Annotated in this window: 21 protein-coding genes; 10 read left to right on the top strand and 11 right to left on the bottom strand. The window is 38.7% G+C overall.

Going from position 1 to position 19,862, the window contains the following annotated elements; genetic code table 11:
• Positions 1-48: 48 nt before the first annotated feature.
• The 6 genes from NY607_RS20090 (at position 49) to cysI (ending at position 5,954) form a co-directional block, all read left to right on the top strand.
• Complete coding sequence (locus tag NY607_RS20090) at positions 49-252, top strand: hypothetical protein (RefSeq protein ID WP_016991509.1); 204 nt, start codon at positions 49-51, stop codon at positions 250-252.
• Between the two features lie 352 nt (positions 253-604).
• Complete coding sequence (gene cobA / locus NY607_RS20085; RefSeq protein WP_054549436.1) at positions 605-1,378, top strand: uroporphyrinogen-III C-methyltransferase; 774 nt, start codon at positions 605-607, stop codon at positions 1,376-1,378.
• A gap of 12 nt (positions 1,379-1,390) precedes the next feature.
• The gene (locus tag NY607_RS20080) at positions 1,391-2,131 is read left to right on the top strand and encodes a sirohydrochlorin chelatase (RefSeq protein WP_131522544.1); all 741 of its coding nucleotides are present in this window, start codon (positions 1,391-1,393) and stop codon (positions 2,129-2,131) included.
• Positions 2,131-2,280, top strand: coding sequence for a YezD family protein (locus NY607_RS20075; protein WP_004228347.1), 150 nt, complete (start codon positions 2,131-2,133; stop codon positions 2,278-2,280). The genes NY607_RS20080 and NY607_RS20075 overlap by 1 nt, the downstream gene beginning before the upstream one ends.
• A gap of 41 nt (positions 2,281-2,321) precedes the next feature.
• Positions 2,322-4,115, top strand: coding sequence for an assimilatory sulfite reductase (NADPH) flavoprotein subunit (locus tag NY607_RS20070; RefSeq protein ID WP_259420261.1), 1,794 nt, complete (start codon positions 2,322-2,324; stop codon positions 4,113-4,115).
• 123 nt (positions 4,116-4,238) lie between these two features.
• Positions 4,239-5,954 (top strand): assimilatory sulfite reductase (NADPH) hemoprotein subunit, encoded by a 1,716-nt coding sequence (gene cysI / locus NY607_RS20065; RefSeq protein WP_259420260.1) that lies wholly within the window; start codon positions 4,239-4,241, stop codon positions 5,952-5,954.
• Between the two features lie 44 nt (positions 5,955-5,998).
• On the opposite strand, the gene NY607_RS20060 is transcribed toward cysI, so the two are convergent.
• From NY607_RS20060 to NY607_RS20045, 4 genes are read right to left on the bottom strand one after another with little or no spacing between them, the layout of a single operon-like run.
• Positions 5,999-7,069, bottom strand: coding sequence for a sulfate/molybdate ABC transporter ATP-binding protein (locus tag NY607_RS20060; RefSeq protein WP_259420258.1), 1,071 nt, complete (start codon positions 7,067-7,069; stop codon positions 5,999-6,001).
• Between the two features lie 15 nt (positions 7,070-7,084).
• Positions 7,085-7,960 carry a sulfate ABC transporter permease subunit CysW gene (gene cysW, locus NY607_RS20055; RefSeq protein ID WP_048394442.1) on the bottom strand — a complete coding sequence of 292 codons (876 nt, stop codon included), beginning with the start codon at positions 7,958-7,960 and terminating at the stop codon, positions 7,085-7,087.
• A gap of 10 nt (positions 7,961-7,970) precedes the next feature.
• On the bottom strand, positions 7,971-8,804 hold the full coding sequence (gene cysT / locus NY607_RS20050) for a sulfate ABC transporter permease subunit CysT (RefSeq protein WP_131522549.1): 834 nt from the start codon (positions 8,802-8,804) through the stop codon (positions 7,971-7,973).
• 11 nt (positions 8,805-8,815) lie between these two features.
• Complete coding sequence (locus NY607_RS20045; protein WP_131522550.1) at positions 8,816-9,868, bottom strand: sulfate ABC transporter substrate-binding protein; 1,053 nt, start codon at positions 9,866-9,868, stop codon at positions 8,816-8,818.
• A 464-nt stretch (positions 9,869-10,332) separates the two neighbouring features.
• Between NY607_RS20045 and NY607_RS20040 the strand changes: the two genes are divergently transcribed.
• From NY607_RS20040 to cysC, 4 genes are all read left to right on the top strand, one after another.
• On the top strand, positions 10,333-11,034 hold the full coding sequence (locus NY607_RS20040) for a phosphoadenylyl-sulfate reductase (protein WP_131522551.1): 702 nt from the start codon (positions 10,333-10,335) through the stop codon (positions 11,032-11,034).
• Between the two features lie 12 nt (positions 11,035-11,046).
• Complete coding sequence (locus tag NY607_RS20035) at positions 11,047-12,111, top strand: sulfate permease (protein WP_048394449.1); 1,065 nt, start codon at positions 11,047-11,049, stop codon at positions 12,109-12,111.
• Between the two features lie 70 nt (positions 12,112-12,181).
• Complete coding sequence (gene sat, locus NY607_RS20030; protein ID WP_259420257.1) at positions 12,182-13,321, top strand: sulfate adenylyltransferase; 1,140 nt, start codon at positions 12,182-12,184, stop codon at positions 13,319-13,321.
• Positions 13,318-13,911: an adenylyl-sulfate kinase gene (gene cysC, locus NY607_RS20025; RefSeq protein WP_259420256.1), complete on the top strand. Its 594-nt coding sequence runs from the start codon at positions 13,318-13,320 to the stop codon at positions 13,909-13,911. Before sat ends, cysC begins: the two co-directional genes overlap by 4 nt.
• A gap of 44 nt (positions 13,912-13,955) precedes the next feature.
• Here the strand turns inward: cysC and mnhG are convergent, their stop codons facing one another.
• The 7 genes from mnhG to NY607_RS19990 are packed head-to-tail and all read right to left on the bottom strand — an operon-like array spanning position 13,956 to position 19,714.
• Positions 13,956-14,324, bottom strand: a complete 369-nt coding sequence (gene mnhG / locus NY607_RS20020) for a monovalent cation/H(+) antiporter subunit G (protein ID WP_004228373.1) — start codon at positions 14,322-14,324, stop codon at positions 13,956-13,958.
• The gene (locus NY607_RS20015; RefSeq protein WP_131522556.1) at positions 14,308-14,589 is read right to left on the bottom strand and encodes a Na(+)/H(+) antiporter subunit F1; all 282 of its coding nucleotides are present in this window, start codon (positions 14,587-14,589) and stop codon (positions 14,308-14,310) included. Before NY607_RS20015 ends, mnhG begins: the two co-directional genes overlap by 17 nt.
• Entirely contained in the window at positions 14,586-15,065 is a 480-nt protein-coding gene (locus NY607_RS20010; RefSeq protein ID WP_131522557.1) for a Na+/H+ antiporter subunit E, read from the bottom strand. The genes NY607_RS20015 and NY607_RS20010 overlap by 4 nt, the downstream gene beginning before the upstream one ends.
• A gap of 4 nt (positions 15,066-15,069) precedes the next feature.
• Entirely contained in the window at positions 15,070-16,557 is a 1,488-nt protein-coding gene (locus tag NY607_RS20005) for a Na+/H+ antiporter subunit D (protein ID WP_281115513.1), read from the bottom strand.
• Positions 16,550-16,891 (bottom strand): Na(+)/H(+) antiporter subunit C, encoded by a 342-nt coding sequence (locus NY607_RS20000; protein WP_004228379.1) that lies wholly within the window; start codon positions 16,889-16,891, stop codon positions 16,550-16,552. The genes NY607_RS20005 and NY607_RS20000 overlap by 8 nt, the downstream gene beginning before the upstream one ends.
• Entirely contained in the window at positions 16,891-17,313 is a 423-nt protein-coding gene (locus tag NY607_RS19995) for a Na(+)/H(+) antiporter subunit B (RefSeq protein ID WP_004228380.1), read from the bottom strand. The genes NY607_RS20000 and NY607_RS19995 overlap by 1 nt, the downstream gene beginning before the upstream one ends.
• Positions 17,300-19,714 (bottom strand): Na+/H+ antiporter subunit A, encoded by a 2,415-nt coding sequence (locus NY607_RS19990; protein ID WP_131522559.1) that lies wholly within the window; start codon positions 19,712-19,714, stop codon positions 17,300-17,302. Before NY607_RS19990 ends, NY607_RS19995 begins: the two co-directional genes overlap by 14 nt.
• Between the last annotated feature and the right edge of the window lie 148 nt (positions 19,715-19,862).

Raw genomic sequence — 19,862 nt, 5'->3', positions numbered from 1 at the left:
ATAGATGTATCTTCCTTCATACGATAGAGTAAAAAGGGGAGGTAGCATATGCGCAATTTCGGAGGTTATCCAGGCGGAGGATTTGGAGGCTTTATTTGGCCATTTGGCGCACCGTTTTTTGGTGGTTTTTTAGGCAGTTTCCTTGGCTCTCAATTTAATCAATATCCTTACAATCCATATTATCCAAACTATCGACCATATCCACCAGGTCCATATTTTCGACCAGGTCCGCGATATCGTAGACCATGGTAAGCACATAATTAGATCAGCCAGTTGTCGATCTTGATATCGACAACTGGTTTTTATTGTGCCTAACGAAGTATCAAAATTAGTGTTGACAGAATATACTAAATTATTTATTATTCTTATTATATTACTAAGAATTAAATATGTGGCTGACTAGCAAACTAGAGGCTTTTATTATTCATAGGCATTTTTGTGTCTAAGGATAATATTAGCCTTTTTTCTTTATCTTAATTTAGTAAAGGTTTTTGTACCGAAAGCAAAGTGTCAGGTTTAGAAAATCGAGGACCCTTATTAGTAAGTTTAATCAATCTGAAATGCCATGACAACGAGGCGTAATTGACAGAAGGAGTGAGATGAAATGGGGAAAGTTTATATTGTCGGTGCAGGTCCTGGAGATGTTGACCTCCTTACGATTAAAGGATTACGTTGCATTGAATGTGCAGATGTCATTTTATATGACAGACTCATTAATAAAGAGCTGTTAGCCTATGCCAAGAAAGACGCTAAATTAATCTTTTGCGGGAAGTTGCCTCAGCAACATGCCATGATTCAGGAGCAAATCAACCAAACGCTTGTTGATTATGCCCAACAAGGATATGTTGTCACAAGATTAAAAGGAGGAGACCCATTTGTTTTTGGTAGAGGTGCAGAGGAGGCAGATGTGCTGGCGAAGCATCAAATTCCCTTTGAAATTGTGCCTGGTATTACGTCAGGTATAGCAGCTCCAGCATATGCAGGTATTCCTGTCACACATCGTAACTTAGGTTCGAGTTTTGCTATGGTTACTGGGCATATGCAGGACGGAAAAGAAGATGCTATCCGTTGGGAAAGTCTTGCAAAAGGGATTGATACAATTGCTATTTATATGGGTGTTGGTAATCTTCCGTATATCCGTCAACAATTACTCAAATATGGCCGTGATGAAAAAACGCCTGTGGCTGTTATTCACTGGGGAACAGTTTCTACTAAGCAAAGAACTGTTACGGGTACTTTAGCTACAATTGAGGAAATTGTGCGTACAGAAAATATTCATAACCCTAGCATCATATTAGTAGGGAAGGTTGTGACCTTAAGAGAAACCATTCATTGGTTTGAGCAAAACCCAGCACAGCCAATCCAAATAACGGGATAAGGTTGTGGGATTATGCAGGCTATTTTATATATTGCACATGGCAGTCGTGTCAAGGAAGGTGTAGAGCAGGCCGTAAACTTTCTTCACGGCGTTCAACAAGAAGTGGCAGTACCTATTCAGGAAATATGCTTTCTAGAGCTGGCAACACCAACCATTGCAGAAGGCATTGCTAGCTGTATTCGGAAAGGGGCAACAGCGATTGCCGTAATGCCTATTCTCCTACTAGCTGCTCAACACGCAAAGCATGATATTCCGAAAGAAATGGCAAAAGCTCAAAAACTATATCCATATGTAAAGTTTACATATGGTGAGCCTCTTGGCATTCATGAACGATTAATTGACACGTTACAAGCTAGGATAATAGAAAAACAGCAACCTAACAGCAATGCGAGTGTTTTACTCATTGGACGGGGGAGTAGTGATCCAGCCGTTAAGAGGGATTTAGCCAAAATAGCCAAAAGGCTACGTACTAAATATCACTATAAAGCCGTTGATACATGCTTCTTATACGGAATGGGACCAACCTTTGAAGACTGGTTGCTGCAAGCTAAGGGGAAGCAACAGCAAATTTTTATTGTCCCTTATTTATTATTTACAGGCATTTTAAGACAAAGTATTGCCAAGCGATTACAAGGCTTTGACAGCCATAACATTTTGTTATGTGAAAGCTTAGGCTATGACAACAATGTGAAAAAAGTATTAGTGGAACGTATTGATGAATTACTACATTTTAAAGAGGAAGGTGTTTCGTAATGGTAGATAAAAGAACTGAAAATGTAAATCTAGCATTAGATAATGTCCGCCAAATGTTAAATACTGTGAACCACGGATCAATTACATTGATTGTTCAAAATTCTTATGTGGTTCAGATTGAGAAAAAGGAAAAAATAAGACTTCGATAAATTAAAAATACGAAAAGATGATATTCGTGAGGTGGCAAAGATTGAAATTACAAGTAATAAACAGTCCATTTAATGAAGAGCAGGTGAAGTTATTAAACGAGCTTCTCCCTAAATTAACAATTGAACAAAAATTTTGGCTAAATGGTTACCTAAGTGCTCCCCAAGCAACTCTTGAAGCAATTGTTGAACAGGCACCACCAGCAGCCCAGCCGATTACCAAAACAATAACAATTTTATATGGTTCCCAAACAGGCAATAGTCAAGGATTAGCTGAAAAGTATGCAGCAGCTTTAAAAGAGCAGCAGGTAGATGTAACTGTCTCATCATTAGGGAAATTTAAAGCTAGTAATTTAAAGAAGATCACCAATCTATTACTTATTGTGAGTACACATGGAGAGGGAGATCCACCAGATCAAGCGATACAATTCTATGAATTTTTGCATAGCAAGCGGGCGCCTAAGCTAGAACACCTACACTATTCGGTTCTTGCTTTAGGGGATAGCTCCTATGAATTTTTTTGTAAGACAGGTAAGGACTTCGATGAGCGATTTGCGCAATTAGGTGCAACAAGAATTGTTCCTCGTATAGATTGCGATGTAGATTATGATGACGCAGCTGCACAGTGGTTCTCTGCGGTTCAACAGGAATTTCTTCAGCACGCAACTTCAGCAACGTCTACTTCAGCACACAACGAAGGGGCGCAAGTACTTGAAGCATCTACATATTCAAGAAAAAATCCATTTTACGCTGAAGTACTTGAAAATATGAATCTAAATGGTCGTGGCTCCAATAAAGAGACGCGTCATCTTGAATTATCGATTGAGGGAGCTAATTTTCATTTTGAACCTGGCGATAGCATTGGCATTCTGCCAGAGAATGATGAACAATTAGTCAATGCATTGCTGACAGCACTTCAATTTGATTCGGAGACAGAAGTGACTGTTTTTGATGAAACAATAACAATAAAAGAAGCACTACAGAAAAAATTAGAAATTACGGTGTTATCTAAGCCGTTACTCGATAAAATTGCTGCTTATACAGAGCATAAAGAATTTACTAAGCTATTTGAAGAACCAAAAGCATGGAAGGACTATGCAAAAGGAAGAGACTTACTCGATCTAGTAGAGGAATTTACACCATTTACTTGGAGTGCACAGCAGTTTGTAGAGTTACTGCGAAAAATTCCAGCTCGACTTTATTCTATTGCTAGTAGCCAAAAGGCCAATAGCGAAGAGGTTCATTTAACGATTGGCAAGGTAAGCTATGAAACAGCAGGTAGACAACGCCTTGGTGTTTGCTCTGGAAGTGTGGCAGAACGAATACAAATAGGTGATACATTACCAATCTATGTTCATAAAAATCCGAATTTCAGATTGCCAGAGAATAATGAAACGCCAATTATTATGATTGGTGCAGGCACAGGTGTTGCACCATATCGAGCTTTTCTAGAGGAGCGAGAAGAGTTAGGGATTGAGGGGAAAGCATGGCTCATCTTTGGTGATCAGCATTTTGTTACGGATTTCCTCTATCAAACGGATTGGCAGCGTTGGCTAGCTGCTGGCACATTAAGTCACATGCATGTAGCCTTTTCACGTGATACAGACCAAAAAATCTATGTTCAACATAAATTGCAAGAAAATGCCGCAAGTTTTTATGAGTGGCTGGAGCAGGGGGCTGTCATTTATGTATGTGGTGACGAAAAATCAATGGCATCTGATGTGGATGCAACCATTCATCAAATTATTGAGCAGCAAGGACAGAAAACACCAGAGGAAGCAAAAGCCTATGTGAATGAATTAAAACAGCAAAAACGCTACCAACGTGACGTTTATTAATGGAGTTCAACACAAATTTCTTGAAAACCTTCCCTTATTAATGAGTTGATCTCTTTGTTAGCAAGTAAACCCTCAGGTATGCCCAATATGCTGAGGTGTAATGGATTAAAGGAGCGATAAAGAATGACTGAAAAAATAGTGTTACCTCCACAGCCTGGGAAACCAAGTGATGTAGAGCGTATTAAAACCGAAAGTAATTACCTACGTGGAACACTCGAACGTACCATGAACAATCCATTAAGCTCTGGTATTCCAGAGGACGATAATCGCCTTATGAAATTTCATGGCAGTTACTTACAGGATGATCGAGATCTTCGGAATGAACGTCAGAAACAAAAGCTAGAACCTGCCTATCAATTTATGGTACGTGTACGAACACCGGGTGGAGCAGCTACCCCAGCACAATGGCTTGTGATGGATGAAATGGCTAGAAAGTATGGCAATGGCTCTTTAAAATTAACAACACGTCAAGCATTTCAAGTACATGGCATTTTAAAATGGAATGTTAAAAAATATATGCAGGAAATCAATGAGGTGTTATTGGATTCTCTTGCGGCATGTGGAGATGTGAACCGTAATGTGATGTGTAATGTCAATCCAAACCAGTCTGCATTACATGAAGAGGTTTATAATTGGTCTGCCAAACTAAGTGAGCATTTACTGCCGCGAACACGCGCTTATCATGAATTATGGTTAGATGGAGAAAAGGTAGTAGATAGTCAGGATGAAGAAATTGAACCGATTTATGGAGCTCAATATTTGCCGCGTAAATTTAAAATTGGTATTGCGATTCCACCAAGTAATGATGTAGATGTTTTTTCACAAGATATCGGACTGATTGCCATCGTTGAAGACAATCAGCTTGTTGGTTTTAACGTAGCGGTTGGTGGAGGTATGGGCATGACACACGGTGATCATGAAACCTATCCACAGCTTGCTCGTGAAATTGGCTTTATAACGCCAGACAAATTACTAGAAACAGCAGAAAAAATAATCACGATACAGCGTGATTATGGAAATCGCTCTGTCCGTAAAAATGCACGATTTAAATACACGATTGATGCGAGAGGACTTGAATGGTTCCAAGAAGAATTAACGCGTCGTCTAGGCTGGGAAATTCAGCAGGCTCGTCCGTATACTTTTGAGCGTACAGGTGATGAATTTGGCTGGATTAAAGGGGCAGATGGTCATTGGCATTATACGTTATTTATTCAAAATGGCCGTTTAAAAGACTTTGAGGATTATCAGTTGTTAACTGGCTTACGTGAAATAGCTAAGGTGCACACGGGTGATTTTCGTTTAACACCGAACCAAAATTTAATGATTAGCAATGTAACACCCCAGAAAAAGAAACAAATAAATACGCTTATTGAACAATACAAGCTAACAGATGGTGCGCATTATTCTGCCTTACGCCGCAATTCCATTGCCTGTGTCTCATTACCGACATGTGGCTTAGCCATGGCAGAAGCAGAGCGCTATTTACCTTCTCTTATAACAAAAATTGATGCCATTATTGATGATGCTGGCTTAAATGAAACAGAAATTGTTATTCGCATGTCTGGTTGTCCAAATGGCTGTTCACGTGCAGCAATGGGTGAAATCGGCTTTATTGGCAAAGGGCCAGGTAAATACAATATGTACCTTGGTGCAAGTTTTACAGGCAATCGCTTAAATAAAATCTATCGTGAAAATATTGGTGAAGAGGAAATTTTAGCAGAGCTACGCCCCATTCTGCTGCATTTTTCAAAGGAACGATTAGAGGGCGAACATTTTGGAGACTTTGTCATTCGTGCTGGCTATGTCACAGCAGTGTATGATGGAAGAGAATTTCATTAAAAATAAAAACCATGTAGCAAATTTTTCTTTGCTACATGGTTTTTTTATATAGAATAATCCTCAGGAATAAACACCTTTAATTGTTTCGGCTTTACAAATACCTGATCGCCCACCTTCAGTTGAAGAAGATGAAATTGTTCCTTTGATACCTCTGCTTCTAAAAATTCATCAAGATCCTCACGGCGTAGTTCGATTTGAACGATAGGTCCTAGCAAATGAATGTGGCTGATTTTAACAGGAACTGTACCTGAAATACTTGTTTTCTCAATCTGAATATCATGTGGACGTACATAGCCTATCGCATTGTCCTCTGAATGTGTTAGGGCATCAGGTACATCAAGTACAACTTCACCCTGCATGAGCTTACCATTATGTAAGCGACCTTTAAATAGATTAACATTGCCCAAGAAATCATAGACAAATGGACTTTTGGGGTTTGTATAGACCTCATCTGGACTACCAATTTGCTCGATTTTGCCATTGTTCATGACCACAATGCGATCTGCGACATCGAGAGCTTCCTCTTGGTCATGTGTCACAAAAATACTTGTAATATGAAATTCATCATGTAACTTTCGAAGCCAGCGACGTAACTCCTTACGTACTTTTGCATCGAGAGCTCCAAATGGTTCATCTAATAATAGTACCTTTGGCTCTACAGCAAGCGCTCTTGCCAGTGCGACACGTTGTCGTTGCCCACCTGAGAGCTGTGTTGGATATCGATCTGAGAAATTTTCAAGCTTCACAAGTTGCAATAATTCCATCACTTTATCTTTGATTTGTTGTTTTGAAGGTCTGCTTTTTCGAGGACGTACCTTCAGGCCATAAGCTACATTGTCAAAGACCGTCATATGGCGAAAAAGCGCATAATGTTGAAAGACAAAGCCCACATTGCGTTCCTTTGGATGACGATCTGTGATGGATTGACCATCAAATAAAATATTGCCGACATCCGTTGTTTCAAGCCCAGCAATCACACGTAATAATGAGGTTTTTCCTGATCCAGAAGGGCCAAGCAGTGCTACTAGCTCCCCAGACTGAATATGTACGGATATATCCTCTAGTGCCTGAAAGGACCCATATTTTTTGGATACGTTTTGAATTTGTATACTCATTGAGACCATCTCCTTTTAACTAGATTTTGATTTCCAAGCAATAATGTCTTTCACAATTAATGTAAAGATGGCCATTACGCTCATTAAGGAAGCAACTGCAAAGGCTGCTGCAAATTGATATTCATTATAGAGAATTTCAATATGAAGGGGCATCGTATTTGTCATGCCACGGATATGACCAGATACCACAGACACAGCCCCGAATTCTCCGATGGCTCGTGCATTACATAAAATCAAACCATAGAATAGTCCCCATTTAATATTGGGTAAAGTGACATACCAAAAGGTTTTAAAGCCACTTGCCCCCAATGAAATGGACGCTTCTTCCTCAGATATACCTTGGGTTTGCATCAGCGGTATTAATTCACGTGCAACAAAGGGCAATGTGACGAAAATTGTGGCAAGGACAATGCCAGGTAGTGCAAAAACAATTTTAATATCATGTGCAAACAACCATTCACCAAATAGTCCCTGTGAGCCAAACAATAAAATAAACACTAAACCTGCGATAACAGGTGAAACTGCAAAAGGTAAATCTACCATAGTAAGTAATAGATTTTTCCCCTTAAAATTAAACTTTGTAAGTGCCCAGGCAGCCATTACGCCAAAGATCGCATTGAGGGGTACAGTAATGGCTACGACGATTAATGTAAGCTTAATAGCAGCTAATGCATCTGGATGTGTAATCGCAGCAAAGTAAACATCGGATCCTTTTTGAAAGGCTGTAATAAAAATAGATACTAAAGGTAGTACGATAAAGAAAGCTAAAAAAGCTAAGGCAATAAATATTAACGTATAGCGAATAATACGAGGCTCCTGTAAGGCAGCAGTCTGTGTAGCTGCTTTCCTTTTTCCTGTACTAGCCTGCTGAATAAAAGTTGATTGTTCCATATAGTACCTCCTAATGTACAAACCGACGATTGGCTAGCCATTGTATCAAGTTAATGGTGAACAACAAAATAAAGGATGTCACAAGCATGACAACAGCTATGGCAGTTGCCCCCGCATAATCATATTGCTCAAGCTTTGTCATAATAATTAACGGCGTAATTTCCGTTTTCATCGGCATATTTCCTGCAATAAAAACAACCGAGCCATATTCACCTAAAGCGCGCGCAAAGGCCAAGGAAAAGCCAGTTAAAATTGCTGGTACTAGCTCTGGTAAGATGACTTTACGGAAGGTTTGTAAACGATTGGCTCCAAGGCTTGCCGAAGCTTCCTCCACCTCAGCACTGATATTTTGTAAAACGGGCTGGACCGTTCGTACAACAAATGGTAGCCCGATAAAGGTTAAAGCAATAATGATGCCAAGAGGTGTAAAGGCAATTTTAAAATCAAAAAATTGACCAATCCAACCATTGGGTGCATAAAGAGATGTTAAAGCAATTCCAGCGACAGCAGTAGGCAATGCAAAAGGTAAGTCTACAAGCCCATCAATGATTCGTTTAAAGGGAAATTGATAGCGAACGAGAACCCATGCCATAGTCGTACCGAAAAAAACATTTAGTAAGCCTGCAATCAGTGCAGTGCTGAAGCTCACTTTGTAGGAAGCAACAGCACGGGGATCTGTAATGATATCGATAAATGCTGACCAGCTTAAGGACATGGTATGAATGAAAATCATGGAAAGTGGTAGTAACACTAGTAAACTTACGTAAAGCATTGTATAACCAAGAGATAAATGAAAGCCTGGAATAATTCGACGCGATTTTTTAGGAATGATTAAACTGCTCATCAAAACGCTCCTTATTGTGGTACGTATATTTCATCAAAGGTACCACCATCTTTAAAATGGGTTGCTTGTGCTTGTGACCAACCACCAAAATCATCGATGGAAACAAGTTCAAGCTGAGGGAATTGATCTTTATACTTTGCTAGAATCGTTTCACTACGTGGTCGATAATAATTTTTCGCCGCAATTTCTTGCCCTGTATCACTATATAAATGCTGTAAGTAAGCTTCAGCGACTTCACGTGTCCCTTTTTTATCTACGATTTTGTCTACAATTGCAACTGGTGGCTCTGCTAAAATACTTAATGAAGGCGTGATGATTTCAAATTCATCCTTACCTAATTCATTAAGAGAGAGGTATGCTTCATTTTCCCACGCAATTAAGACATCTCCAATTTTACGTTCTACGAATGTTGTTGTAGCTCCACGAGCGCCAGAATCAAGTACTTCTACATTGCTGTAAAGTGATTTCATAAATTCTTTTATTTTTGTCTCATCATTGTTATATAACTTTCCGGCATAAGCCCAAGCAGCTAGGTAGTTCCAACGTGCACCTCCAGAGGTTTTGGGATTAGGTGTAATGACAGCTACATCATCTTGAATCAAATCATCCCAATCTTGTATGTTTTTTGGATTGCCCTTGCGAACTAAAAAAACAATTGTAGATGTATAGGGAGTCGAATTATGATCAAATTCGGTTTGCCAATCTTTATTCAGCAGCTCACGCGTTTGAGCAATTTCATCAATATCGTAAGCGAGTGCGAGTGTCACAACGTCGGCTTCAAGACCATCAATCACTGCACGCCCCTGTTTGCCAGATCCACCATGTGATTGATTGATTGTGACGTCTTGGCCAGTATCATCCTTCCATTTTTTTATAAAATCTTTGTTGAACTCATCGTAAAGCTCCCGTGTTGGATCATAGGAAACATTTAGTAGCTCTACAGACTTCTTGTCTTCCTGACCGCTTGCTTTTTCATCTGAGTTAGCACTTCCACAGCCAGTTAAACTAAGCGTTAGAATAGTTAATAATGCCAATGATTGGAGAACATAGCTCTTTTTTTTCATAGTAAATCCGCCCCTTTTCTGTCTTAAGAATGCAAAAAGCCATCACCCACAATGACATGACAACATTGGGTAGATGGCCTTCAGATCCTCTGATCAGCGTTTTTTTTTAGGTCAAAGCTTTAGTAATACATTAAACATATATTTCCTATTAGTCAACAAGGAATTATAAAAAAGATTATTTATTTTGAAAATTAATAAAAGTGTCCTTAGATACCACTCATCATATGCAGCAAAGAGCAAAAAAAATGGGTGTATGGAAAAGATATTTAAAAAACCTAGTTGACTGCTTGGTGTACTTTAGTATATATTTGGTAATAAGAAGAATGATTGTAGTACGAGGTAACAACTACTAGTGAACAATCATTAAATATAGAGCTGGCTAGTCAAACTAGAGGCGTTTTAACAAAGACCTGTTTTTCCTATGTCTTTTGTTAAAACGCCTTTTTTGCTATGAGGGGGATTCGATGTTAACTTACGAAAATTGGCAAGAACCGATCATTGATTTTCAGGTTGATGATATGTATAAGGCTGCACTAGAGGTTTTACAGTGGAGCTATCAAGAATATGGAGATGAAATCGTCTATGCATGTAGCTTTGGTATTGAGGGCATTGTCTTAATTGATCTCATTTCAAAGGTAAAGCCTAACGCTACGATTGTATTTTTAGATACAGATGTACACTTTAAAGAAACATATGAAACCATTCATAAAGTCAAAGAAAAATATCCACAACTCAACATTGTCATGAAAAAGCCAACCCTTACACTTGAGCAACAAGCGACACAACATGGTGACGAACTATGGAAAACCAACCCAAATAAGTGCTGTGATATTCGTAAGATAAAACCTTTACACGAAGCCTTATCAGGTAAAAAGGCTTGGATATCAGGTTTACGTCGTGAGCAATCACCAACACGTCAACAAACAAACTTTTTAAATCGTGACGATAAATTTAAATCGATTAAAGTTTGTCCATTGATTCATTGGACTTGGAAGGATGTCTGGCGTTATGTTTCAAAGTACAGTTTGCCATATAATCCGTTACACGATCAAGGCTATCCAAGCATCGGCTGTGAGCATTGTACGAAACCAGCATTTACAATGGAGGATTTACGTTCAGGTAGATGGCAAGGCTCTGGTAAAACCGAGTGCGGGTTACATGAATAAAGGAGTTCTGCCATGCTTGAATATTTTGCAATAGCTATTAGTTTATTTTTTGCGATGAACATAGGAGCAAGTGGTGCAGCAGCCTCAATGGGTGTTGCTTATGGGGCAGGTGCCATCAAAAAAGCGTGGCAAGCATTGCTTTTATGCGCGATAGGCGTCTACAGTGGAGCTGTATTAGGCGGAGGAGAGGTAGTTAAAACGATAAGCTCAGGCATTATGCCCCAGGAATATATTACGGTAAAGGTTGTTATCATTATCTTGATTTCTGCGACAAGCTCGTTATTTTTCGCCAATCTTTTAGGCATTCCCTTATCAACGAGTGAAGTAACAGTGGGTGCTGTCGTGGGTGTAGGAATTGCCTATAAAGTACTATTCGTCAATTCGCTGCTTGTCATTATATCATTTTGGGTGATTGTACCGCTTGTTGCCTTTGTCATTGCTCTTGTCTGTGGAAAGTTATTATATAAGTTACAAAACACAGGGTTGCTGAAAGATCGACCAATTTTAACTGTTCTTCTCGTTTTAGCAGGATTTTTCGAAGCATTTTCAGCGGGGATGAATAATGTTGCCAATGCAGTTGGGCCGTTGGTGGGAGCAGGAATGATGGATGTGACAACGGGCATTGTGCTTGGCGGTGCATTTGTCGCAATAGGTGCTCTGCTACTTGGTAAACGAGTGCTTGAAACAAACGGTAAAAAAATAGTGCGCTTTCAAAAGGCAGAGGGCATTCTCATTTCAAGTACAGGTGCACTGCTTGTTGGCGTAAGCTCAATTTTTGGGCTTCCAGTACCCTTAACACAAGTCACTTCTTCTTCCATCATTGGTATGGGGATGGCGAAAAACGGAAAGCAAATCTTCCATAAGCATATAGTGAAAAAAATTATACGTATTTGGGTTGTATCACCCATCTTTTCATTAGTCATTTCTTATTTTTTAGTGCAGTTATTTTTAGAAAAAGACCTTTATGCCATTATTTTAAATGGCAGCATTATTGTTGGGACGCTAGGGGTCATTAGTCTGATGCGTACGATGCGTGAAGAAGAGCAGTCTATCTATGATGCAGGGGAAGGCATTTAAATTGAATCATATCATCACTATCTTTTGACTATAAAACTTAGTATTTAACTAGAATTAGGAGGAGATTTTTATGAGTCTACAACCACATGGTGGACTACTTGTGCAAGCATTTAATCCGGAAAAAAAAATCACAACTATTCATAAGGAAATTGAGTTGGATGCAATTTCGTTGAGTGATTTAGAGCTAATTGCTATAGGGGGGTATAGCCCAATTGAAGGTTTTTTAACACAAGTAGACTATGAGTCAGTCGTGGCACAAAGTCGTTTAGCATCAGGTGTAGTATGGAGTATTCCGATTACATTACCTGTTACAAAAGAGAAAGCGTCCATTTTACAGCCTGGTGACGAGGTGAAGCTGGTTTATGGTGATGAAGTATATGGCGTTATTGAAGTAGCAGATATTTATGAGCCGAATAAACGAAAAGAGGCTTTACTTGTCTATGGAACAGAGGATTTAGCACATCCGGGCGTTCAAAAACTTTTTGATCGTCCTGCCATTTATGTTGGAGGAAAAATTACGTTAATTAAACGTCTTACACAAAAGTTCCCTGCTTATTCATTTGACCCAATAGAAACGCGACAATTATTTGCTGACAAGGGATGGAAAACTATTGTTGGCTTCCAAACACGTAATCCAGTCCATAGGGCGCATGAATATATTCAAAAGGCAGCACTTGAAACGATTGATGGGTTATTTCTAAATCCACTTGTTGGAGAAACAAAGTCAGATGATGTGTCAGCTGCTATACGTATGGAGAGCTATGAGGTTTTATTAGAAAACTATTATCCTGAAAGTCGTGTACAATTAGGTATTTTCCCAGCCGCTATGCGGTATGCAGGACCAAGGGAAGCTATTTTTCATGCACTTGTTAGAAAAAATTATGGCTGTACGCATTTTATTGTTGGTCGTGATCATGCAGGTGTTGGTGATTATTATGGCACATATGATGCACAAAAGATTTTTGAGCAGTTTACTGAAGATGAATTAGGAATTGTCCCACTGAAATTTGAGCATAGCTTTTATTGCCAGCAATGTGAAGGCATGGCGACGACAAAGACGTGTCCACATGATAGCTCTGCCCATGTCATTCTATCAGGAACGAAGGTACGTGAGATGCTACGAAATGGAGAAGTACCACCAAGTACATTCAGTCGTAAAGAAGTCGTAGACATTTTAATTAAAGGTATGAGTAAGGAGGTAGTGAAATGAGTTCAAACATTGTTTGGCATGAAGCCTCCATTACAAAAGAAGAACGCCGTTCAAAAAATAAACATCAAAGCTTTATTTTATGGTTTACGGGTTTATCTGCTTCAGGGAAATCATCAGTGGCCAATGCATTTGCCCGTCGATTATTTGAAAGGAGCAATCAAGCCTTCGTATTAGATGGTGATAATGTGCGTCATGGCTTAAATAGTGACTTAGGATTCGATGAGGTAGGGCGCAAAGAAAATATTCGTCGAATAGGTGAAGTCTCAAAGTTATTTATAGAGAGCGGTCAAATTGTGCTAACGGCTTTTATTTCACCTTATCGCGAAGATCGTCAGGTAGTCCGTGAACTTGTAGAGGATGGTGAATTTTTAGAGGTCTATGTAAAGTGTTCAGTAGAAACATGTGAAAAAAGAGATCCTAAAGGTTTGTATAAAAAAGCAAGGAATGCTGAAATTACTAATTTTACAGGGATTAGCGCTCCATATGAAGAACCAATTAACCCAGAAGTTATTTTGGATACAGAACAGCATTCCATAGAAGAATGTGTGGAGCAACTGACAAATATTTTAACTGCCAAGGGATATATTTAACTAAAAAAATCTGCTCGATTTAGTAATCGGGCAGATTTTTACGTTTATTTTACACCTTGTTCCTTTTTCATTCTGTCAATTTCAGGACCTAGTTCATCACGTACGGTACCTTTCCATGGCTTAACACCAGCAATATAGGAAGAACGCGTCATAATGTGTCCACCAACAGGACCAGTAATAAAGAGGAAGAGTATCCCCAGTAAAATACGAGGGTTGAAATGATCTTCAATCAGCCAAAAGTGAAAGAATACACCAATTAGTACACACATGACGCCAAGTGTTGCACTTTTTGAAGCGGCATGTGCACGTGTATACAAATCGGGTAAGCGGACAAGTCCGATAGCTGTCACGACAATAAAGAGTACTCCAACAGTAATGAAAAAGATAACTAAGCTATTAGCGAGAATTGTCACGTTTGATGATATCTCCTTTCTCTATGAATTTAGAGAAAGCCATCGTACCGATAAACGATAAAATTGCTAGCAATAAAATGATTTCAAGAAAGAAGCTTGTTTCCACTAAAATCGAAAATAGTCCGATTAGGGAAATGAGTGAAACACCTAGTGAATCCAAAGCTACAACACGATCGGATGAGGAAGGACCTTTTACCATTCGATAAATGACCGCTATCATTGATAAGCAAATCACTACGATTACAGCAATAATAAATGTTGTCATGATTTACTCACCTCCAAAATCGCTTTTTCAAATGAATCTCGAATGGAAGCAATGGCTTCATCCACATCGTTAATATCAATGGCATGTACATACAATGTTTTCGCATCATCCGAAACATGCACTACCACTGTTCCTGGTGTTAAAGTAATAAGACTTGATAATAACGTAATTTCCCAGTCTTGTGTTAAAACAGTTGGATAAGCAAAAAAGGCTGGTTGCATGTCCAGTTTAGGCTTCAACACTACTTTCAACACTTGAACATTTGCTAAAATTAATTCTTTAAAGAACAACAACGTTAATTTTAGCAGAGCCCATAATCGATAGACATAAAGACGAGACTTGAAAAACCTCCGCATGAGAATAAGTAAAAGTATGCCCATTATGAATCCTATGATAAAACCAGTTGCTGTGTAATTAGAGGAAAGGAACATCCAGACAAAGGCAAGTACAAAATTTAAAATCATTTGAAATGCCATAGTGCTAATCCTCCTTCATCACAGCATCTATATAGATAGATGGATCATTTAATAGTTTTGCAGCATCATCCATAAATGGCGTAATCCATTCAGAACCCACACCATATGCGACTGTAATAAGTACTAAAAAGGCAGTAGGCATAAACAGCATTTTATAGGTAGATTTGTCGACGGTACCTTGTGTTTCTTTTTCCTCACCCCAAAAGGCATAAAGGAAAATACGAATCACGGATAGTAAAACAAGCAATGAAGATGCTAAAATGAAAATACTGCTCCACATACTTCCAGCCTCAAAGCCTCCCTGAACAATTAACAGCTTTCCAACAAACCCGCTAAGTGGTGGAATTCCAGCTAAGCCAAACGCTGCTATTAAATAACACCAACCCAGTGCAGGGTATTTTTTCATAAGTCCACCCATTTTACGCAAGTCAGATGTACCAGTAATGTAGATGACAATGCCGATTAACATAAAGAGTGCTGCCTTAATTAGCATATCGTGAATTAAATAAAACATAGCTCCTTTTAAAGAAGCCTCATTCATTTGAGAGACACCAAATAAAATGACACCTACTGCAATGACAATGTTATAGATAATAATGAGCTTTACATCAAAATAAGCGAGCGCCCCAATACAACCAGCCACAATTGTTGCAATAGCTAATGCCATTAGTAAATCATGCGTATAGGATAAATCATGTACAAAAAATAGTGTATAGGTACGTGTAATGGCATATACCCCAACCTTTGTGAGCAGTGCGCCGAATAGAGTTAAGACAGGTATCGGTGCTGCTGCATACGAAGTAGGAAGCCAAAAATATAATGGGAAAATAGCTGCTTTAAGTCCAAATACCATTAAAAATAGTACTGCAATAACAGTAATAATTCCTGGTTGATTAATTTCAGCAATTTTTACCGCAATATCAGCCATGTTTAATGTTCCTACTACAGAATATAAATAGGCAACGGTTATGACAAATAAGGCCGAAGAAATAACATTGATTAAAATATATTTAATAGACCCTTTCAGTTGCCCCTTCTCACCACCTAAAACAATGAGTAAATAGGAAGCCATTAACAATACTTCAAAGAACACAAATAAGTTAAAAATATCTCCTGTTGTAAAGGCACCATTGACCCCAGTTAAAATAAACATAATACCAGGGTAATAAAAGAAGCGTTCGCGTTCCTTCGTGATGGAACCGAAGCCATACCAAACAACAAATAGCGCAATGAGCAATGTCGTTGTAACGAGCAATGCAGACACCATATCAGATACCATTGTAATACCGTAAGGAACAGGCCAATTTCCAAATGTGACCTTTTGAATACCATCTTCTTTCACTGTTAAAAGCAGAGAGAGGGCAGAGAGGAGGGCTAGTCCAATCCCAAGTAATGAAAATGATCGCTGATAAGTTAGATTTTTTTGTCCAAACATTAAAATCATACCGAAGAAAAACGGGATGATAATGGGTAATAGTAGGAAGTTATTCATCCTCATCACTTCCTCTCATTAAGCTAATATCATCCGTGTTAAGCTCTTGATAGGAACGGTAGGCAAGTACAAGGAAGAATGCTGTCACCCCAAAGCTTATAACAATTGCAGTTAAAATAAGTGCTTGGGGTAAGGGATCAGCAAATGTTTTGGCTCCTTCGTTTAAGACGGGTGGAGCTTCACCACCAAGACCACCCATTGTTAAGATGAGTAGATGAGCACCATGACTTAACAGACCTGTTCCAATAATAATGCGCAATAAACTTTTTGATAAGATTAAATAGACCGCTGCCATAAAGAGAAAGCCGATCACAAAGGCCATAATTATTTCCATTATTCATCCTCTCCAATCGTTTGAATAATGGTCATCGTAACGCCGACAACAACCAAATAGACCCCGCTATCAAAAAGCATAGCCGTGTGTAATGACTGTTTGCCTAGAAGCGGTAAATCGAAATAATCAAAGAAATGTGTGAAAAACGGTTTGCCCACAAACATTGGGTATGCCGCAGTAGCAAGGGCTAATAGTAAGCCAATGGCTGTTAAATACGTGTAATTAATAGGTAGAATATGGCGGACTGTGTTGATATCATAGGCTAACACTAAAAGAACAAGTGCACTTGATGTTAACAGCCCCCCAACAAAGCCTCCACCAGGCGTATAGTGACCAGCTAAAAAAATATGAATGGAGAAGAAGAAAATAATGAAAAATACAATTTTAGCTGTAAATTGTATTATCACATCATTTGTTTTCATGAGTGTTCTCCTTTCTATTCATACGTAACTTAATCATAGCTAAGATGCCCATGCCAGCTATGCCGAGTACTGTAATTTCAAACAATGTATCGAAACCACGATAGTCTACTAAAATTACGTTTACAATATTTCCACCACCAGCTAATGAATAGACGGTTTCCTCGTAGTACTTAGCAATAGAGGGAATTAGTTTTTGAGAATGAGCTGATAGCGCAACAAGTGTTACCATCACACCAACTGCAACTGAAACAATGGCACGATTTAACTGGAACCTCATTCGCTCCTCTCGTTTACCAAGCTTAGGTAGATGGTAAAATGCTAATAAAAATAGTGCAACTGAAATCGTTTCAATAACGAGCTGGGTCAGCGCTAAATCAGGTGCGTTAAAAATGACAAAGAATAAGGCGACTGTATAGCCAACAGTACCAAGCCCAATAATGGCCGTTAATCGCGATTTTGCCAAGATGGTGATGCCAGTACCAATTAATAAGACAATGATCAAGATAATTTCGTATAGATTAATTGGTGAGGCTCCTTGGAATGAAATATTAAATGCATCTTTCACGAATAGAGAGCCGATAACAATAATAGTAATTCCGCTAAACATATAGAGTAAATAGTGACGCATAGAACCTGTCATATAGCGTCGAGATATACGATTTAAGCCAACATCTAATCCCTGCATGATTTTGTCATAGGCATTGTTTAATGTTAACGCTTGCGGGAATCGTTGATACATCCCTTGCCATTTTGGTAAGGCAACAAATAACAATACCCCTACAATTATAATTCCAATAGTCATCAGTAGCTCAGGAGTGATCTTACCATGCCAAGCTGATACATGAATATCAACAGCTTGAGGCGAATCATACAAAAATGGCTGTATCGCTTGAACGGCTGGTTTTACAAAGATATTACCGATAATGTTTGGAATAAAGAAGATTGTCACAACTAAAGTCCCTAAAAGAATAGGTGAAATTAGCATACCAATCGGCGCCTCATGTGGTTTATGAGGTAACTGCTCTGGTTTGTAATTCCCATTAAATGTTCGGAAAACAAAATAGAAGCTATAGATAAATGTAAAAATACTAGCAATCCACGCAACAATAGGGAAGAGTGCTCCCCATGTTTCAAAGCCAAATAATTCAAACTTCTGAAGTGCAAGCATGGCTGTTAAAAACATTTCTTTACTTAAGAAGCCATTAAATGGCGGAAGACCAGCCATTGATAAACTTCCTATTGCAGCCACGGTAAAACTAATTGGCATAATACTCATTAAGCCACCGAGTTTACGAATATCTCTAGTTCCTGTTTCATGATCCACAATGCCTGCAATCATGAAGAGACTACCTTTAAATGTGGCATGATTAATAAGGTGGAAAATGGCAGCAAATGCAGCAAACTTAATGGTATCGACTGAGCCATTTGCATGAAAAGCAACAGCACTTGCCCCAAGTAGTGACATAATAAGCCCAAGCTGACTGACTGTAGAGAATGCTAGAATGCCTTTTAAATCAGTTTGCTTCACTGCAAAGAAGGAACCCCAGAATAAAGTTAAGATACCTACACCTGTTACAAGCCACACCCAAAGCTCAGAGGCTGCAAAAATCGGCGTAAATCGTGCAACTAAATAGATACCTGCTTTGACCATTGTTGCTGAGTGAAGGTATGCACTTACTGGTGTTGGCGCCTCCATGGCATCTGGTAACCAAATGTAGAATGGGAATTGCGCGGATTTTGTAAATGCTCCCAAGAGTAATAGGACAAGTGACCAAGTGAATAAAGGCTGATCTACTAAATTTGGTGCCATGACAATCAATTCTCGAATAGAATAGGTTCCTCCCATTAAATAAAGAAGAACGAAGCCACCTAGCATCATTAAGCCGCCGCCAACTGTAATCATCATAGACTTTAATGCGCCGAAGCGTGAGGCATCCCGATTATACCAATAGCCGATGAGTAAAAATGATGATATGGATGTTAGCTCCCAGAAGAAATAGAGTGTAATTAAATGATCTGACTGTACTACTCCCAGCATGGCTGACATAAATAACAGTAGGTAAACATAAAAGTTATGTAATTTTTCTTTATGTTTATCTAAGTAAAAAATGGAGTAAAGCACAACTAACGAGCCAATTCCAGTAATGAGTAATGAGAATAATAAGCTAAGTCCATCTAAATATGAGATGATGGAAATATCAAGCGATGGAATCCAAGGTAGCTCTGCAGTAAATACTTCACCTTTAGCAACTTGAGCAATATATGTTGCATAAATAACAGCAAGCGTAACAGGTACAGCAAGAACAAACCAACCTGTGTGAATATTATTCATGCGTTTATATAAAAATGGCACTAATATTGCAACAAGCATTGGAATAAAAATATAAAGTACTTGTAACAAAAAAACCCTCCTTTATGCAGGTAAGTAAATCAATTATAACGTACTTTAATTGGGAATGCATATGTACTATTGGGATTTAGCTTGCGGTCGTTGGAGAATTTTCGTTATATTATAAATAGGAAGTTATCAATAAAAATAGAGGAAAAAA

The sequence above is a fragment of the Lysinibacillus sp. A4 genome (assembly GCF_024919535.1).
Taxonomy (GTDB): domain Bacteria; phylum Bacillota; class Bacilli; order Bacillales_A; family Planococcaceae; genus Lysinibacillus; species Lysinibacillus capsici.
The sequence above is the reverse complement of the archived record's forward strand: the minus strand, read 5'-3'. Positions and strand labels throughout refer to the sequence as shown.

Bases quoted from the DNA above. Each gene is read 5' to 3' on its own strand.
- NY607_RS20090 (WP_016991509.1), top strand. From the start codon at position 49: ATGCGCAATTTCGGAGGTTATCCAGGCGGAGGATTTGGAGGCTTTATT.
- cobA (WP_054549436.1), top strand. From the start codon at position 605: ATGGGGAAAGTTTATATTGTCGGTGCAGGTCCTGGAGATGTTGACCTC.
- NY607_RS20080 (WP_131522544.1), top strand. From the start codon at position 1,391: ATGCAGGCTATTTTATATATTGCACATGGCAGTCGTGTCAAGGAAGGT.
- NY607_RS20075 (WP_004228347.1), top strand. From the start codon at position 2,131: ATGGTAGATAAAAGAACTGAAAATGTAAATCTAGCATTAGATAATGTC.
- cysI (WP_259420260.1), top strand. From the start codon at position 4,239: ATGACTGAAAAAATAGTGTTACCTCCACAGCCTGGGAAACCAAGTGAT.
- NY607_RS20060 (WP_259420258.1), bottom strand. From the start codon at position 7,069: ATGAGTATACAAATTCAAAACGTATCCAAAAAATATGGGTCCTTTCAG.
- cysW (WP_048394442.1), bottom strand. From the start codon at position 7,960: ATGGAACAATCAACTTTTATTCAGCAGGCTAGTACAGGAAAAAGGAAA.
- cysT (WP_131522549.1), bottom strand. From the start codon at position 8,804: ATGAGCAGTTTAATCATTCCTAAAAAATCGCGTCGAATTATTCCAGGC.
- NY607_RS20045 (WP_131522550.1), bottom strand. From the start codon at position 9,868: ATGAAAAAAAAGAGCTATGTTCTCCAATCATTGGCATTATTAACTATT.
- NY607_RS20040 (WP_131522551.1), top strand. From the start codon at position 10,333: ATGTTAACTTACGAAAATTGGCAAGAACCGATCATTGATTTTCAGGTT.
- NY607_RS20035 (WP_048394449.1), top strand. From the start codon at position 11,047: ATGCTTGAATATTTTGCAATAGCTATTAGTTTATTTTTTGCGATGAAC.
- sat (WP_259420257.1), top strand. From the start codon at position 12,182: ATGAGTCTACAACCACATGGTGGACTACTTGTGCAAGCATTTAATCCG.
- cysC (WP_259420256.1), top strand. From the start codon at position 13,318: ATGAGTTCAAACATTGTTTGGCATGAAGCCTCCATTACAAAAGAAGAA.
- NY607_RS20015 (WP_131522556.1), bottom strand. From the start codon at position 14,589: ATGACAACATTTATTATTGCTGTAATCGTAGTGATTTGCTTATCAATG.
- NY607_RS20010 (WP_131522557.1), bottom strand. From the start codon at position 15,065: ATGGCATTTCAAATGATTTTAAATTTTGTACTTGCCTTTGTCTGGATG.
- NY607_RS20005 (WP_281115513.1), bottom strand. From the start codon at position 16,557: ATGAATAACTTCCTACTATTACCCATTATCATCCCGTTTTTCTTCGGT.
- NY607_RS20000 (WP_004228379.1), bottom strand. From the start codon at position 16,891: ATGGAAATAATTATGGCCTTTGTGATCGGCTTTCTCTTTATGGCAGCG.
- NY607_RS19995 (WP_004228380.1), bottom strand. From the start codon at position 17,313: ATGAAAACAAATGATGTGATAATACAATTTACAGCTAAAATTGTATTT.